The sequence below is a fragment of the Cellvibrio sp. BR genome, from assembly GCF_000263355.1.
Lineage (GTDB): Bacteria > Pseudomonadota > Gammaproteobacteria > Pseudomonadales > Cellvibrionaceae > Cellvibrio.
In genome coordinates this window covers 485,742-502,632 of record NZ_JH668203.1, presented here as the reverse complement: position 1 = coordinate 502,632, position 16,891 = coordinate 485,742, and the positions used below count along the sequence as shown (strand labels likewise).

Genomic DNA, 16,891 nt, shown 5'->3' with positions numbered 1-16,891 from the left:
TTTGTTGGGGGGCTAAATTGGTGCGATTTAGCCTTCTTTCTATATCTCAAATTTTATAAATATTGAGATATCAAGCTGACTAAACTATAGTTTATCTCAATATTGTTGGTTTTTGAGATGAATTGAGATGATTAAGCGTCCTCCAGTCAAAGCCGAGCTAGCGAACCCATGGGCAAGCCTCTCTTCTGACCAGTTGCCTCCGTACATTCCTTTTGCTGCTCCTGTTGATGCGCGAGGGCGGTATTTACCTTACGATGAATTTCGTCATCGTGTACCAAAAGATCTATCTGTTGATATTGCTTGGTTTTTTACCAAAGAAGCGCGCGCCCATGCAAAACAGTCATTATTCGGTCAGGTCGACCCTAAGCGCAAGGGCACCTATATAACCACTAATTTAATGCAGAAGACTGCGACAATCGTCGATCAGTCCACTACTAGCGCCGCATTAGAGTGGGCTAACAAAAAAGTAGGCGAAGGGCTGAATATCGCTTACATGCTAGAGGATCTGATTGAAGACGAGGCGATAAGTAGCAGCCAGCTAGAAGGCGCGGCTACAACGACCTTGGTTGCGAAAGAGATGATCAAGCGTAAGCGTGAGCCGCGCAGCATGGATGAGCGCATGATTATTGGCAATTTTAAAATGATGCATTTTGTATGGGATAAACGACTGCTTCCGCTCACGGCTGATTTAATAAAAGAGCTTCATGCAATTGGCGTTGGCGGTATAGATGACGGGAAATACACACCGGGAATTTTTCGCCTGACGGATAATGTGGTTGTCGAGGATAGTGATGGAAATATAGTTCATCAGCCGCCACCAGCTACTGGGCTTGATGAGCGCTTGCAGTCATTATGTAATTGGGTGAATACAGATCATGACGATATCGAAAGTCAAAGCTATATTCATTCCTTGGTAAAAGCGATTTGCATCCATTTTGCAATAGGATACGAACATCCATTTAATGACGGTAATGGCAGGGTTGCGCGGGCATTGTTTTACTGGTTTATGTTTAAAAAAGATTATGGTGCCTTCCGCTATATATCGATTAGTAATCTATTAAAAGAAGCGGCTACACAATACGGGAAATCCTATTTGTATACCGAAACGGATGAGATGGATATGACCTATTTCATTGATTATCAATGTTCGGTGATTATGCGTGCGGTTGCTGCGTTCAAAAATCACTGCCAAAAAACCGTTGAAAGTATTGAGTCATTTGATACATGGTTATTTAACAGCGGTGTTTATGGAAAACTCAGTGGGAAACAGAGAATTGTTTTTCAAGTTGCAAAAAGCAGCCCGAATACCATTTTTACAGCACGATATGTAGAAGAAAAATTACACTGCTCTTACAACACCGCCGCCACTGTTTTAAATGGTTTGGTCGAACTAAATCTTTTTGATAAACACAAAGACGGCAAAGAGTGGATCTATTCATTGCGTGATAAACAAGAAATCCAAAAAAACTGGATATCTTAAAAACTGTTAGGGATTTCTGTATGACCATGAACTGGAACCAATTGCTCTGCGCAGATCGCTTGGGGCAGCGTATTGCCAAACACGAGGAGGGGCGTTCGCCCTTTCACTCGGATCACGACAAAATTATTTTCTCCGGTGCTTTTCGTCGCCTTGCGCGCAAAACGCAGGTGCACCCTATGGCGACGAACGATCATGTGCATAACCGCATGACACACAGTTTGGAAGTGGCTTGTGTCGGGCGTACGCTGGGTATTCGTGTGGGGCAGGCGTTAAAAGATAAAGGCGATTTGCCCACTAATATCTGGCCGACGGACATAGGCGATATCGTGCAGGCAACGTGCCTTGCGCACGATATTGGTAACCCGCCGTTTGGGCATACCGGTGAAGATGCGATTCGCAACTGGTTCCAAAAAGAGGGCGCGGAATTTTTAGCGGATTTGTCGCCCTCCGAGCGCGATGATATTCGCGTGTTTGAAGGTAATGCACAGGGTCTGCGGGTGTTGACGACGTCTGAGTATCACCAATTTCATGACGGCATGCGGTTGACTTATGCCACGCTTGCTTCGTCGATTAAATACCCTTGGACATCATCGCCCACGGTATTGGGGCAGCGCCCGAAAGATAACAAGTACGGAATATTTCAATCCGAGCTGGAGCACTTTCATGAAATCGCGCAGAAAACTGGATTGATCGAATTGGGTAGCGATTGGTATTGCCGTCATCCATTGGTGTATTTAATGGAAGCGGCGGACGATTTTTGTTACGGCATTATCGATCTGGAAGACGGCTTGGAAATGGGCATTCTTAACTGGGCGGAAATTTACGAATTATTGCACCCGGTCATTGCCGATTCACCACAGTTGGGTGATTTGGAGCGCTTGCTGAAAAAAGTCAATGATGGTCGCAAACCTGCATTGGTACGAGGCAAAGTAATTGATGCATTTATCAATGCAGGTACCGCCGCGTTTATTAAACATCAGGATGCATTTTTGCGCGGTGAAGTGCAGGGCGATTTGATTTCACTGTGTGACCCCAAAGTGCGCACGGCGGTACAGGCGGCAAAAGATTTAGCCAAGCGTAAAATATTTAATCACTCGCGTCGGGTTGAATTGGAAATTGGCGCTTACGCGGTGATTGGGACTTTGTTAAATACTGTGTGCTCTGCGGTTTATGCCTCGCTCGGCGATCCGGCGCAAATGACCTATAAAGATAATCGGGTGATGGCGTTAATTGGCGAAAATAATTTTCACCCGGACGTCAGCAATAAAGCGCAAAACTATAAATATCTCGCCCTTATGGCGGTCATCGATTTTATTAGTGGCATGACCGACAACTACGCCACCAACCTCGCCAAGCAATTTAATGGTATGGGGCATTCACCGTTTTGAAAATATTAGGTTAATCGCGTTATGTTGCATGCATTTTTTTCACCTGCAACCGCGCGTATTCTGGTGGTTGTATTTGGTTTGTTGCTACTGCTCGCGGCGCCGTTATTTTTTGTGGGCGGGCCGGATTGGGTATCATCACAATTATTAAAAAATCTGTGGAATTTTGGCCACGTGGTTTTTTATGCGCTGTTGTTAATTGTGCTGCAGTGGTTTATTCCGCTTGCGCATTGGCGCCATTGGCTGGGTGTAACTTTGCTCGCACTGTTGCTGGGTGGTTTGGTAGAAGTGGTGCAGCATTTTGTGGGGCGCCATGCCAGTTGGTCGGACATATTTAATAATCTTGTGGGGGTTTGGTTAGGGTTATTTTGGGGGCAGCATCCCACCGCCGCTAACGTTGTAAGGGTGAGGTTCGGGCGCTGGTTGAGCTTTTTGTTGATCACCCCCGCGCTCTGGTTGGTGATTGATGCGGCTTGGGCTGAGGTGAGTTTGCGTCGTGCCTTTCCGCTGTTAAACAGTTTTGAATCGCGCGCCGAAGTGCGGCAATTAGGTGTTAACCCCGAGCGGGTGGAAGCGCAATTCACTACAGGGATCGTCAGTCAGGGCGAGCATTCTTTGCAGATGGATTTGGCTACTGGTGGTTATGCCGGTATTCGCCTGCGGGTGTGTTATGGCGATTGGAGTGGTTACGACTATCTGGCTTTCGATCTGTTCAACCCGGATGAGGAGACCCTGAAGCTGGTGTTGCGGCTTTCCGATGTAGTTCATGATCGCGGTAGCCATAGTTATCACGATCGTTTTAATCAGTCGCTAGTGTTGCAGCCGGGATGGAATCATTTGCGGTTTGCGATCACCGACATAGCCCAAAGCCCAAAACAGCGGACTATGCAGCTCGATGCTGTGTGTAACCTGGGGATTTTTGCATCGGGGTTAACCCGTGTGCGCCGGGTATATCTGGATAACATTCGGTTGGAAAACACGACTGGCTTGGAATAACAGGCTGGACAAACAAACCGCCGATAAATCGGCGGCTGTGTGACTGGATGGGGTGAGCGTTAAAAATCCAGATCGGAAATATCATCGTACCCGAGCTGATCCTTAATGCGGCGACGCTCCAGGCGATCTTCGATTTTGCGGCGCATTTCCAAAGTGTGCTGGCTGGCTTCTTTGCCAGTCAGTTTTGGCGTTGCCTCTTCATCATCGGTTTCGATGCTAACATCACTGATAAGATCAGTATCCGGTGACTCTACATCAACTGACATAAGACTACTCCAACATTGACAGAGAGAAGGTTTGGCGTCGTTCCCCACAGGGAAAATTTGACCCGCGCTATTTACCATAGCCCATTAAAAAACAAAAGAAAAATCTTGTTTGGGTGAAGAGATTTTTCTTTTTACCTTGGCGCTAATCTGGGTTACAAAGCGCGCCTGTTACCGGCGCACAAAACGCTAACTTTTTTGGGTGAGGGCAAACGACAGTGGCAAAAAAACAAGTGGAAGTTATCGGTTGGCGCGAGTGGGTAGGCTTGCCGGATTTGGGGATACCAGCCATCAAAGCCAAAGTGGATACCGGTGCGCGCACCAGTGCCTTGCATGCCTACTATGTCACCCCCTTTGAAAAGGATGGCAAGCCCTGGGTGCGCTTCGGGTTGCATCCCTTACAGCAGGACAGCCTCACCTGTATTGAATGCGAGGCGCCGGTGAAAGATGTGCGTCAGGTAACCGACTCTGGTGGTCATACTGAGGCGCGGGTGGTGATTGAAACCTGCCTGCGCATTAACGGCTTGGAAATGCCAATAGAAGTTACGCTCACCGACCGTGAAAATATGCGCTTCCGTATGCTGCTGGGGCGCAGTGCACTCAAAAAAGGCTTTTGGGTGGATAGCAGCAAATCATTTTTACTCGGCGGCTCCAAAGATCAGCCACTGATGTCCGCGCTCTAGGGCGATTTGCCCCGGGTGCCTCCCCTTACTTGATCAATATCCTTCAGGATCCCTATGAAAATCGCTATTTTGTCGCGCAATCGTCGCCTTTACTCCACGCGTCGTTTGGTAGAGGCATGTACCAAACGCGGCCATGAAGTGCGCGTAATCGACATTCTGAAATGCTATATCGACATCGCTTCTGACAGCCCCGCTATTTGGTATATGGGCGAACAGCTGGAGGATTTTGATGCGGTAATCCCGCGTATTGGCGCCTCGGTAACCCACTACGGTTTGGCGGTGATTCGCCAGTTTGAAATGATGGGTGTGTATTGCCTCACCGAGTCCATCGCGCTGGGCCGCTCGCGCGACAAGTTGCGCGCGTTGCAATTGCTCTCGCGCAAAGGGTTGGGTTTGCCCAAAACCAGCTTCGCCTACAACGTGCATGACGCGAAGGAGCTGATCAAGCTGGTTGGTGGTACACCGCTGGTGTTAAAGCTCTGCGAGGGCACCCAAGGGCGCGGCATAGTGCTGGCGGAGACGCAGAAGGCGGCGGAGAGTGTGATCGAAGCCTTTCGCGAACTGCGCGCCGAGTTTTTGGTGCAGGAATTTATCAAGGAAGCCAATGGCAGCGACCTGCGCTGTTTTGTGATTGGCGACAAAGTTGTGGCCGCCATGGAGCGCACCGCTGCCGAAGGTGAGTTCCGCTCCAACCTGCATCGCGGTGGCTCGGCCAAACTGGCCAAGCTAACCCCTACCGAACGGCGCACTGCTATCAAAGCGGCGCAAACCATGGGCTTGCAAGTGGCGGGGGTGGATTTGCTGCGCTCGGCGCGCGGGCCGTTGGTGATGGAGGTGAATTCGTCGCCCGGTTTGGAAGGTATTGAAGGCGCGACTCATAAAGATATCGCCGATGCGATCGTGGCCTTTGTAGAAGAAAATGCGCGCCCCAACGCCAATAAAACTCGCGGTAAGGGCTGATCAGTGCGGGCGCTTAGGCGCCCACTTTTAACTGTTGTTCGCGCAAGTGTTTTTCCAGGCGTACTACGGTGCCATCGAAGTAAAAACGGCCGTTGCGGAAGTGGCTTTCCAGTTGTTTGGCGGTCATGGGTTTGGCGTAGAAAAAGCCCTGTGCCTGATCGCAGCCCATATTGCGCAACCATTCGGCTTGGTTCTCGTTTTCTACCCCTTCTGCAACCACCCGCATCTGCATGTTGTGCGCCAGGCCGATAATGGACTTGGCGATAGCGGCATCGTTAGCGTCGTCGTGAATATCGTTAATAAAACTGCGATCAATCTTGAGTTTCTGTACCTTGAAGCGCTGCAAATAGGCGAGCGATGAATAGCCGGTGCCAAAGTCGTCGATGGCTAAAAACATACCCATTTGATTGAGCTGGTTGAGCTGGTTGATGGTTTCGCCGGCGTGTTCCATGGCGCAGCTTTCGGTGATTTCCAGTTCCAGATGCTGGGCATCCAACCCCGTTTCGCTGAGGATTGCCTCCACTTTGCCGGGGAAATTTTTCTGGCGGAATTGGCGCGGTGAAAGGTTTACTGCAATCTTGCCCACATATTTGCCGGCATCGAGCCAGATTCGCTGCTGGCGACAGGCTTCGCGCAATACCCACTCGCCAATCGGTACTATCAGGCCGGTCTCTTCCGCCAGTGGGATAAAGTGGGCGGGTGATACTATGCCGCGCTCCGGGTGTTGCCAGCGCACCAGTGCCTCTACGCCGGTCATCTCGCCGGTTTTTAAATCCACCTGTGGTTGGTAGTAGAGGGTTAATTGCTGCTGCTCAACGGCGCGGCGTAAATCGTTTTCCAGTAGCAAATAATTGACCGCCGTGGCGTTCATGCCCTTGGTGTAAAACTGGCAATTGTTCTTGCCTGCTTCTTTCGCTTTGTACATCGCGATGTCGGCATTTTTCAGCAGCTCATCGGTGTCTTCACCGTCATCAGGGTAGAGGCTTACGCCGATGCTGACGGTGGTGGAAATACTGTGGCCGCTAATTTCAATTGGACGCGACAGGGTACTGAGTAGTTTGTTGGCGACAAACACCACATCGTCGATATCGTGAATACCTTCCAATACCACCACAAACTCATCGCCGCCCAAGCGCGCAACCGTATCCATATCGCGCACCCCTTCATTGAGGCGGGTGGCGATGGCTTTGAGCAATATGTCGCCGGCGTCGTGGCCGAGACTATCGTTGATATTTTTAAAGCGGTCGATGTCCAGCAACATCAGCGCTACCCGCGAATTGGCGCGCCGGGCACGGGCTAAACCGTGGTAGATGCGGTCGTAAAACAGCGAGCGGTTGGGCAGGGAGGTGAGCGAGTCGTGGAATGCCATGTAGTTAAGGCGCGACTGCTGTTCGCGCAGCGCGGTTTCGGCCAGTTTGCGCTCGGAAATATCGGTGCCAATAGTGCATACGCCAAAGGCATTGTGTTCTTTATCGCGCAGCGGAAATTTCACCAGCAGGTAAGTGTGCTGGGTGCCATCTTTGTGCATCAGATCCAGCTCAACCTCGTAGGTCTGCTGGGTCTTTTTGGTAGCGAGGTCGATCTCCCACATGGATTGGGCGACATCTTTGGGGTAGACGTCAAACACATTTTTGCCGACAAAACCGCTGTCATCGACGTTGGCCATTTGTTTGTAGTGCTCACTGGCGAGCACTACATTGCCATCCAGATCTTTTACCGAAATCAACGCGGGCGAGTGGTTCAAAATCGCATTCAGGTAGGTTTCGCTTGCCCAGAGTGCCTGTTGCGCTAAACGAAAGCGCTCTGCCTGTTCTTCGTGTTGCCACATGTCGATCATCTGGCGAACCAGGAGCGAACTGAAGGTCCACACCGTATCCAATTGCTGCACCGTTTGTTGCAGGCCATGCAAATCCCCTTGGGACTCCATGTAAAACACCGCGATGGTGTTCTGGTTTTCGCAGATGGGATGCAACAGGCAGGACTGGGTATCGACGGGAATGGTTTTGCCAATCAGGCCGCTCATGGCACTGCGGCTCAAGGACAGGGGTTGGCCCTGTTCAAAGGTCTCATGAATAAAAGCAGAGGGTAGGTTTTTAATCCGGCTGAGTGAGGTGGCGATTGCATCAATAGATGTCTGCGCGCCAGTGCGATTGGCAATCGCTTCAACATACACATGGCCGTCGCGAGCGACGAGCAAAGCAACCCGCTGAATGGTGTGTTTGGCAATAACCAACTTCACCAAGCGCTCGGCAATTTGTTTGTGATTCAGGTTGGTAAAAAGTCGTTGGAACTTCTTAATCAACTCGACGGCAGTGTGTTTCGACTGCGTTGATTCGCTATTCGGCATATTTGCTCAATTTGGGTGATCGTCTCGCGATTTAGTGTGTCTGAACTTCTGGCCACTTCTACAGGCTGGCGCTGTGTCACTAAAAACCTAACTGTTGGCCACTCTTCCGGGGCCTGCATTTCCCAAATTTCTAACGTGAATCAGCACTTTACAACAAAAGTGCCTAAACACATCCTTTTTTATGATAATTAAACCTGCCCTGTAAAGGACACTCAAAAATTAACCTACGATTAGTTTATTTTGACGCCAAAGTGTTTCCAATCTTCCCAAAGGTGGCGCGCATTATTGTTAATAAGATGAAAAATATGCCAATACTATGTTTTCATAAGTAATCTAAAAAGAAGGCTCAGCATCGCAACTTATCTGTCTGTATGACTGGCGGTGCGCAGGGTTAGTTTTGCCGTCGTCTAAGTTCGCTTTTATCAAGTGCTGATCTAAAATTTAATTGAGCGTCAGTTTTATTATTCTCAGTTTATTGTTCCTTGTTTTTTATGGCTTTGTGCCGGAGTAAGGTCGTCATGCGACATCAGGTTCCTTTCGTGGGTGAGCGTAAAGTGGTTCGCGCCGAAGACGAGCAGGCGCGCGCCAAGCGTTTGAGCGGAAAGGTAATTGATGATGTGGTAGGCGAGGGTGTTGCACCGAGTAGTTGGGATGATCTGGTTCCCGAAGGCTGGGTTGATCGCTCCGTGCCCAAGGTGAGCAAGCCAGCTGTATCTGCTTCTGTTGCGCGCTCATCAGCAGCGCCGCAAACACCTGCGCGTACGGGGAACACGGCTAAACCTAAACCAGCTACAGCCAAGCCTGCCGTAAAAAAAACCAGCACCGGTGCAAGCGCCATTACCTTTTCCGATTCTGCTTCACTGGATTGGATTCCCATCAATAATGGTCGCGGCTTGCGTGTAAATATTCACGGTTGTATCGACAACGATCTGCGCAAAGAATGGGCGCGTCTTTTGGAAGGTACGGCAGATACCGGCGTCGAAGAATTTGAGTTTAACCTCAGCGACACCCCCGCACTGAGCCTGACAGGCTTGGGTATGTTGTTATTATTTAAAGAGCGAAAACGTTCGGCGCGCGAAGCTATTAGCCTGTGCAATTGCAATAAAGATGTCGCGCAGTTGTTAGAGTGGACGGGAATGGATCGCTACTTTGTGATTAAAACCACACAGATCACCTAGCCTTCCTGACATATTTTTCTGACAAAAAAGCCCGGTCAATGCCGGGCTTTTTTGTTGCTGGTTTGCCTGTGCCTAGCCAACCTTTTTTAACGCGTCGATCAGCGCCTGCATTTGCTCGTCGGTACCGATGGTGATGCGCAAAAATTGACTGATGCGCGGCTTGTTAAAATAGCGCACCAGAATTTTGTGATCGCGCAAATACTGGGCAAGGTCAGCAGCATTTTTGCCTTGCGGCTCGGCAAATACAAAATTGGCTTGCGATGGTAGTACTTTGAATCCAAGTTTCTCCAATTCAGTGGTTGTCCAATCGCGTGTGGCGATAATCTGGTCGCGGCAGCGAGCGAAATAGTCTTCATCCTCAAACGCTACCACTGCCGCTGCTTCAGCGATGCGGTCGAGCGGGTAAGAGTTAAATGAATTTTTCACGCGATCCAGTGCGTCGATTAAATCCTTATGGCCCACTGCCAAACCTACGCGCATACCTGCCAGTGAGCGGGATTTGGACAGAGTCTGCACCACCAATAAATTGGGATATTTATCGACTAATTTGATTGCTGTTTCCGCACCAAAATCCACATAGGCTTCATCGACAACAACGACTGATTCAGTATTTTGCTGCAGCAGCGCTTCAATCTCCGCCAGTGGTTTGCCAATCGCGGTAGGTGCATTGGGGTTGGGGAAAATAATACCGCCATTGGCTTGGGGGTAATCGGCAAAATTAATGGTGTAATCATCACGCAGGGCTATGGTTTGATAATCAATGCCAAATAATTTGCAGTACACCGGGTAAAAGCTGTAGCTGATGTCAGGGAACAGCAGTGGTTTGTCCTGCTGGAAAAACGCCATAAATAGCAGTGCCAGCACTTCATCTGAACCATTGCCCACAAACACTTGCTCGGCGGTCACACCGTAATAAGTGGCAATGGTGTTCTTCAACTTTTTGGAATTGGGGTCCGGGTAGAGGCGCAAACGGTCGATGGTGTCATGGTTAATCACGTCGATGACTTTGGGCGAGGGCGGGTAGGGGCTCTCGTTAGTATTCAACTTGATCAAACCATCAATTTGCGGTTGCTCCCCGGGCACATAAGGCTCCAGTTCGCGCACCACCTGACTCCAAAACTTCGACATGCGAGTTCCTCAACAATTGCAGCAAAAAAGAGTGCGCAGTATACGCCTTGAGGCGCGCGGCTCACACCCAGCGCTTTAACAAAATACTGGCGTTTACGCCACCAAAACCAAAGCCGTTGGAGATGGCGTAATCAAGCTCGGCCGCACGCGCGCTGCCATGAACTATATCAATGCCCTCTGCCGCCTCGTCCTTATGTTCGAGATTCAAGGTGGGAGGGATCATTTGGTCGCGTAAGGCCAGCGCTGTAAAAATAGTTTCAATCCCACCCGCGGCGCCGAGCAAATGACCGGTGGCGGATTTGGTGGACGTCACGGCGATTTTTCCCTCGCCACCACTCTCAAGTTTAAATACGCGCTTAATTGCAGCAAGCTCCCCTTTATCTCCCACGGGAGTTGAGGTCGCATGTGCATTTAAATGCTGGATTTGTGCGGGTGTTATTCCCGCCTGTTTGATGGCTATTTCCATCGCGCGTTTTGCGCCATCGCCATCGTCCGGCCCGGACGTTAAATGGTAAGCATCGGCACTGGTGCCGTAGCCGACAATTTCAGCAATGGGTTTTGCTCCGCGCGCCAGGGCATGTTCAAGTGATTCAATGACTAAAATGCCTGCACCTTCGCCCATGACAAAACCATCGCGGTCGCGATCAAAGGGGCGCGATGCGCGAGTCGGTTCATCATTAAACGCCGACGATAGCGCCCGCGCGGCCGCAAAACCGCCGAGGCTTACGGTGTGGATACAGGCTTCTGCACCGCCACAAATCGCCACATCCACCTCGCCTGCGCGAATCATGCGCGCGGCATCGCCAATTGCTTGTACACCGGCCGCACAGGCCGTCACCGGCGCACCTAATGGCCCTTTAAATCCGTACTTAATCGAGATATGTCCAGCGGCCAGATTCACCAGAAACGAGGGGATGGTGAAGGGCGATAATTTGCGTGTGCCACGCGCGTCTGCGGTACGCACTGCCTCAGCAATCGCCGGAAAACCACCAACTCCAGAAGCGATAATAGTCGCCGTGCGCTCTTGCTGTTCGGTTGTTGTGGGTTGCCACTGCGCCTGCTGCAGGGCTTCTTCAGTGGCGGCGAGCGCGAGCAAAATAAAGCGATCCATTTTGCGTTGGTCTTTGGGGCTGACGATGGCGTCCGGATTCAAACCCGCGTCCGCATCTTCCTCAATTGTGGGAACCACACCGCCCACTTTGGCGGGTAAGTCGCTAACCATTTCATCTGGCAGGCGACGCAAGCCGGATCTGCCCGCAAGCAACCGCTGCCATACAGGTTCAATGCCGCAGCCCAGTGGAGAGGCTATGCCCATTCCGGTAATCACAATGCGGGTTGGCTGGCTCATGGTTATTCCTCAGTTTAATTTACATGACGATCGTCATTTATAAATTATATGATGGCCGTCATGTATACTGTCAATCAGATTTTATCCATGGCTGGTTTAACGGTAAGAGGAACGCTATGAGAGTCAGCAGAGAACAAGCAGCAGAAAATCGCGGAAAAATTTTGCATACCGCTGCGCAATTATTTCGTGAAAAAGGTTTTGATGGCATCGGTATTGCCGATCTGATGAAAAAAGTTGGCCTAACCCATGGTGGTTTTTACGGCCATTTCACCTCAAAAGAAGATTTAATGAAGCAGACCTGTGCTTATGCAGTAGATGAGCTTTTGGCACAGGGCGAGGCGGCACGTGCAACAACAAAAGGGTCGAAATACAAAGCGTATATTTCACGCTATCTATCGATCGGGCACCGCGATAATCCCGGTAGCGGTTGCTTGATGGCCGCGCTCGGGGCAGATGCAGCGCGTCAATCGCCAGCAATCAAGCAGGCATTTACCCAAAGTTTTAATCGTCTGCTCAGCGCTATGATGAATTTATTGCCCGCCACAAAAACTGAAGCCGCCAAACGCGAACAGGCACTATTAACACTGGCCACTTTGGTCGGTGCACAAGTTATGGCGCGCGCCGTGGACGACCCAAAACTGTCAGAAGAAATATTGCGGGTGGTGAATAAAAAATTGCATTGATTAATTGCATTGAAGAATTGGGCTGAATGGCGTTAGTGTGTTTAGTGAAGTAAACAGCGCTATAGTTGAATTATTCAGTACCAGGGAGCGCGGCTATGTACACTACACCCCGGTTAATTCTGCTCGATCTGGATGGCACCCTCTACGTGGGCGACAGCCCCATTTCCGACGCGATCGAGTGCCTTGCTACCTTGCGTGCGCAGGGTATTGCGCTGCGTTTTCTCACCAATACCACCACCAAATCCCAACAACAATTAATTGATCAATTGCGCGCGATGGGATTTACGTTGGGCGATGACGAGTTGATTAGTGCGCCCGTTGCTGCGCGCATCGCGCTGGAAAAATTGCAACAACAAGCTGGCAGGCCGTTGCGCATTTGGCCGCTGGTGGCCAGTGCCATCCAAACCGATTTCAGCGATTTTATTCACGATGAACAGCAACCGGATTATGTGGTACTCGGCGATATAGGTGAGCGCTGGGATTTGGAATTAATCAATCGCTTATTTAATGCCATGCATGGCGGCGCCGAATTAATCGCGCTACACAAAGGCCGCTTTTGGCAAACCAGCGATGGTTTAAAAGCTGACATCGGTTTTTTTGTCGCGGGTCTTGAGTATGTGTGCAGTAAACAGGCGCTCATTATGGGCAAACCCAATCGTGATTTTTTCCAATTGATTCTCGACTCCGCCGGTGTGGCAGCGAGTGAGACGTTAATGGTGGGTGATGATATCGACAGCGACGTGGGCGGCGCCCAGCAAATGGGGATGCGGGGGTGTTTGGTAAAAACCGGTAAATTTCGCGAAAGTTATTTTGCCCAGTCCGACGTGCGACCTGATTGGGTGTTGGATTCAATCGCTGCACTCAAGGATTGTATTTGAGTGCAGCTGTTTTTAGGACATTTTTTTACGTGTGCCGGAATTGCTGCGGATTAAAATAAAATACGCGCCGCGTTAAAAGTATGGCTGCACAGATTAAACCTGCAATTAACGCTGTCCAAAACCCGGCGGCGCCCATGGGTTCATCCGTTAGCCAGTCTTTAAATGTCAGTGCAAAACCCAGTGGCAAACAAATTCCCCAAAACGCGAGCAGCATAATCAACATGGGTATTTTGGTGTCCTTGTAACCGCGCTGCACATTAATCATGGTCACTTGAATTACATCGGCAATTTGAAATAACGCGCCCAATAAAAATAAATCTGCTGCAATTTTTTGCACTGCCAGGTCAGACGTATAAAGGCTGGCAAACCAATCGCGTCCCAAAAATAAAATACTGGCATTGGTACAACCTACACCCAGTGCCAAGAGTAGCGAGCTACGCGCCAATAGGCGCGCTTCGCTGTAATCAGTGGCGCCCACTAAAAAACTCACACGCAGGGTAATGGCAATACCCAAGCTCAGCGGCAACATAAAAAATAATGAAACTAAATTCAATACAATCTGATGCGCTGCCACCGTTGTAGCACCCAACGGCGCCAGAAAAAGTGCAATCATGCAGAACATGCTTACTTCAATAAAACTGGTAAAGCCAATAGGCAAACCGAGCTTTAATAAACGTTTGATAACCGCAAGCTGCGGCGCGGCCCAGCCACTGAGTAAATGAAATGCCGCAAAGGTTTTACTGCGATTTAAATATACTAGCAGTGCCAATGTTGCACTCCAGTTGGCAATGCTGGTTGCCCAGCCGCAGCCGATACCACCCAGCCCGGGTATTTGTATAACACCCAAATCCGCGCCGTAAATAAACATATAGTTGAGCGGCAAATTAAGTAAGGTGCTCAATAATGAGAACGCCATAATCACGCCAGTATGACCCAGTCCATCGGTCAGGCCGCGCAGTGCGGTGAGGAGTAATAATGCAGGCACACCCCAGGCAAACGCATCCAAATAACCTACCGCAATACTGTTGGTTTTTGCATCCAGTTGCAGAATGGTGAGCAGCGGCTGCGTATTAATTAATACCGCAATCATTAATAGCATCGCCACTAATGCAATATAAATCCCCTGCCAGGTGGCGGGCATGATCTTGTCAAATTCCTGCGCCCCGCGATGGCCGGAAATAGTAGGCTGCATTGCGCCCAATACTCCCGCAAAAAATAACAGCACTGGCACCCATAGGCTGGTGCCAATACCTACACCGGCTAAATCCTCAGCGCTGGCGTGACCGGCCATTACGGTATCAATTACCCCATTGGCCATTTGTGCCAACTGCGCAATTAAAATTGGTGCGCCCATTAGCGCGAGTTGTTTCCACTCATGCAGGGTGCGCGTAACCAAACTTTGGTTATGATCGGGGAGGGGTTGATTAATTTGATCGTCTGTTGCGTTCACAAAAAATTCCGTTACATCTGGATAGATAATGCTGCGCTCACTTTTGAGCGCGCATTAGGTTTTAAGACCGATATGGTTGATTACTGGTTGCGCTTGATCATAGTTGTCGATGCTTATGCGCGTCTGGCTTGCGTAATCTATCTGCAATTGTTGAAACAAACTGGGTGTGCCCACATCCAGTTTTAAAATGTGCGCAATAATAATGCGGATTACCCCACCGTGGCAGACAATCACTTGGTGCGCTGCGGTGGAGCTACAAATTAATTGCTGCCAGGCACTAATTACGCGTGCTGCAAAATCTTGCAGCGCTTCACCCTCGGGCGCTTGCGCGGTGGCGGGTGAATCCCAAAAGCGTGCGAGCTTGTCCCATTCATCGCCCAAGGCATCAAAAGCGATACCATCCCAGCGGCCAAAATTCATTTCCTGCAAATCCGGTTCGATCAACAGCGGTAATTCATATTGCGCACTAAATTCTTGTGCGACGCTCGCGCAGCGTTGTAAGGGTGAGCTGACAATTTGGTCGATTGCGGTTTGTTGGTGAATTGCCCTAAGGGCGCGCTGTAAATCTGTGCGGCCAGCATCACTCAATGCGATATCGGTACGGCCATAGAGTGCAGCGGGGCCATCGACTTTGCCATGACGGATTAGGGTAATAAGGCGATTGCTCATACAGCATCGCCTTTTAATTGCAGGGGCAAACCGGCGGCGATAAAAAAGACGGTGTCTGCGCGTTGTGCCAGTGCTTGATTTAGCCGACCTGCTTCATCCACAAATTGGCGACTGATTTCGCCGAGCGGAATAATGCCCAAGCCCACTTCATTGGCGACAAAAATAATCTGCGCCTGACTGTTCTGCAGTGAATCGATTAGCTGTTTAAACAGCAAGGAGAAATCCTGTTGCGGGTAGTGAAAGAGTTGGTTGTTAAGCCAGAGTGTTAAACAGTCCACCAAAATGCATTGCGGTTTTTGGCTTTCATGGGCAAGTGTTTCTGCCAGCTGCAATGGGCATTCACACAGCGCCCACTCGCTGGGGCGCTGTGTTTGGTGATGCGCGATACGTGCGCTCATTTCATCGTCCAGTGCGGTAGCAGTGGCAATATAAAGCACTGGCAACTGGCTGTTGCTGGCGAGACGTTCCGCATAACGCGATTTACCAGAGCGCGCGCCGCCCAATACCAAGGTGATCATAGTAAAAATCCTGGTAGATATTTTGCGCTAGCCACGCCACACAACAACAGCACCGCATAAATCAGCAGTTCACTCACTTGCTGCGCCGCACCCAAACAATCGCCGGTGTAACCGCCAATCTGCCGCATAAAATACATTTTTATTAATTGTCGCAGTATTAACAATGCAATGATTAATGCACTTGCCGCCTGCCAGTGCAGCAGTAAAAAAATGGGCAGCGCGGTAATTACTAGAATTAAAAAATCGGTTTTGGATTGATTATTGGCAAGGGGTTTACTTTTGCTGCTGTCTTCATCGGCCACGTAGGGCATGGTAAAAATTAAACTGGCCGCGAGTGTGCGCGAGAGTGCATAAGCAATTAACAAGCTAAGTGCAATGGTGTGGCTTTCTGCGAGGAATAGATATTTACCCAATAACGCCATCACCAATGCTGCGGCACCATAACTGCCGATGCGGCTGTCTTTCATAATCAGCAATTTTTTCTCACGCACAAACGCGCCGCCAAAACCATCGGCGGTATCGGCAAGGCCGTCTTCGTGAAATACACCCGTGAGCAGCAAGCTAAAAACCATCGCCAACCAAATACTGACAGGTGTGGAAAAAACCTGACTCGCAGCGACGTAAACGCCTGCTACCAACGCGCCCAATAACCAACCGACCAAGGTGTAGTAACGGCTGGAGCGATTGAGTAATTCCGGTGAATATTCAATCCACGCTGGCATGGGAATACGACTGAAAAATCCCAGTGCGAGAAAAAATAAATTGAGTTGTTTTTTCATAAAACCTGGTCGCGTGTCGGAGGAGCAGATAGCCCTGCAAGACACGCCGTGAATACATCCATGTAGGCTTGTCGTCGACGTCCCTGTCTCCGACAGTCTTGCAGGGCTATCTGCTCCGCCTCTTGAGAGATCGAAGCAGTGAATCG

General features: G+C 49.9%; 16 protein-coding genes. 8 read left to right on the top strand and 8 right to left on the bottom strand.

What is annotated here, in order from left to right:
- Nucleotides 1–127 precede the first annotated feature (127 nt).
- From O59_RS15345 to O59_RS15335, 3 genes are read left to right on the top strand one after another with little or no spacing between them, the layout of a single operon-like run.
- Entirely contained in the window at nt 128–1,480 is a 1,353-nt protein-coding gene (locus O59_RS15345) for a Fic family protein (RefSeq protein WP_007644321.1), read from the top strand.
- Between the two features lie 20 nt (nt 1,481–1,500).
- Nucleotides 1,501–2,868: a deoxyguanosinetriphosphate triphosphohydrolase gene (locus O59_RS15340; protein WP_007644319.1), complete on the top strand. Its 1,368-nt coding sequence runs from the start codon at nt 1,501–1,503 to the stop codon at nt 2,866–2,868.
- A 21-nt stretch (nt 2,869–2,889) separates the two neighbouring features.
- Nucleotides 2,890–3,861 (top strand): VanZ family protein, encoded by a 972-nt coding sequence (locus tag O59_RS15335; RefSeq protein WP_007644317.1) that lies wholly within the window; start codon nt 2,890–2,892, stop codon nt 3,859–3,861.
- 59 nt (nt 3,862–3,920) lie between these two features.
- Here the strand turns inward: O59_RS15335 and O59_RS15330 are convergent, their stop codons facing one another.
- On the bottom strand, nt 3,921–4,127 hold the full coding sequence (locus O59_RS15330) for a PA3496 family putative envelope integrity protein (protein WP_007644316.1): 207 nt from the start codon (nt 4,125–4,127) through the stop codon (nt 3,921–3,923).
- Nucleotides 4,128–4,342: 215 nt separating this feature from the next.
- On the opposite strand from O59_RS15330, the gene O59_RS22095 reads away from it, so the two are divergent.
- A complete protein-coding gene (locus tag O59_RS22095) occupies nt 4,343–4,807 on the top strand; it encodes an ATP-dependent zinc protease (protein ID WP_007644315.1) in 465 nt (154 codons plus the stop codon).
- Between the two features lie 54 nt (nt 4,808–4,861).
- The gene (gene rimK, locus O59_RS22090) at nt 4,862–5,767 is read left to right on the top strand and encodes a 30S ribosomal protein S6--L-glutamate ligase (protein ID WP_007644314.1); all 906 of its coding nucleotides are present in this window, start codon (nt 4,862–4,864) and stop codon (nt 5,765–5,767) included.
- Nucleotides 5,768–5,780: 13 nt separating this feature from the next.
- On the opposite strand, the gene O59_RS15315 is transcribed toward rimK, so the two are convergent.
- Entirely contained in the window at nt 5,781–8,114 is a 2,334-nt protein-coding gene (locus tag O59_RS15315; RefSeq protein WP_040392860.1) for a bifunctional diguanylate cyclase/phosphodiesterase, read from the bottom strand.
- Nucleotides 8,115–8,632: 518 nt separating this feature from the next.
- On the opposite strand from O59_RS15315, the gene O59_RS15310 reads away from it, so the two are divergent.
- Nucleotides 8,633–9,292: an STAS domain-containing protein gene (locus O59_RS15310; RefSeq protein ID WP_157152593.1), complete on the top strand. Its 660-nt coding sequence runs from the start codon at nt 8,633–8,635 to the stop codon at nt 9,290–9,292.
- Between the two features lie 72 nt (nt 9,293–9,364).
- On the opposite strand, the gene hisC is transcribed toward O59_RS15310, so the two are convergent.
- Together hisC and fabF are read right to left on the bottom strand one after the other, a co-directional pair.
- Nucleotides 9,365–10,420, bottom strand: a complete 1,056-nt coding sequence (hisC, locus tag O59_RS15305) for a histidinol-phosphate transaminase (protein WP_040392857.1) — start codon at nt 10,418–10,420, stop codon at nt 9,365–9,367.
- Nucleotides 10,421–10,481: 61 nt separating this feature from the next.
- Nucleotides 10,482–11,768: a beta-ketoacyl-ACP synthase II gene (gene fabF, locus O59_RS15300; protein ID WP_007644310.1), complete on the bottom strand. Its 1,287-nt coding sequence runs from the start codon at nt 11,766–11,768 to the stop codon at nt 10,482–10,484.
- A 116-nt stretch (nt 11,769–11,884) separates the two neighbouring features.
- On the opposite strand from fabF, the gene O59_RS15295 reads away from it, so the two are divergent.
- Together O59_RS15295 and O59_RS15290 are read left to right on the top strand one after the other, a co-directional pair.
- Complete coding sequence (locus tag O59_RS15295; RefSeq protein ID WP_007644309.1) at nt 11,885–12,451, top strand: TetR/AcrR family transcriptional regulator; 567 nt, start codon at nt 11,885–11,887, stop codon at nt 12,449–12,451.
- Between the two features lie 95 nt (nt 12,452–12,546).
- Nucleotides 12,547–13,329 (top strand): TIGR01458 family HAD-type hydrolase, encoded by a 783-nt coding sequence (locus O59_RS15290; RefSeq protein ID WP_007644308.1) that lies wholly within the window; start codon nt 12,547–12,549, stop codon nt 13,327–13,329.
- Nucleotides 13,330–13,354: 25 nt separating this feature from the next.
- Here O59_RS15290 and O59_RS15285 read toward each other — a convergent pair whose 3' ends face one another.
- The 4 genes from O59_RS15285 to O59_RS15270 are packed head-to-tail and all read right to left on the bottom strand — an operon-like array spanning nt 13,355 to nt 16,745.
- The gene (locus O59_RS15285) at nt 13,355–14,779 is read right to left on the bottom strand and encodes an MATE family efflux transporter (RefSeq protein ID WP_007644307.1); all 1,425 of its coding nucleotides are present in this window, start codon (nt 14,777–14,779) and stop codon (nt 13,355–13,357) included.
- A 54-nt stretch (nt 14,780–14,833) separates the two neighbouring features.
- Entirely contained in the window at nt 14,834–15,448 is a 615-nt protein-coding gene (gene cobC, locus O59_RS15280) for an alpha-ribazole phosphatase family protein (protein ID WP_007644306.1), read from the bottom strand.
- The gene (cobU, locus tag O59_RS15275; RefSeq protein ID WP_007644305.1) at nt 15,445–15,966 is read right to left on the bottom strand and encodes a bifunctional adenosylcobinamide kinase/adenosylcobinamide-phosphate guanylyltransferase; all 522 of its coding nucleotides are present in this window, start codon (nt 15,964–15,966) and stop codon (nt 15,445–15,447) included. The genes cobC and cobU overlap by 4 nt, the downstream gene beginning before the upstream one ends.
- A complete protein-coding gene (locus tag O59_RS15270; RefSeq protein WP_007644304.1) occupies nt 15,963–16,745 on the bottom strand; it encodes an adenosylcobinamide-GDP ribazoletransferase in 783 nt (260 codons plus the stop codon). Before O59_RS15270 ends, cobU begins: the two co-directional genes overlap by 4 nt.
- Between the last annotated feature and the right edge of the window lie 146 nt (nt 16,746–16,891).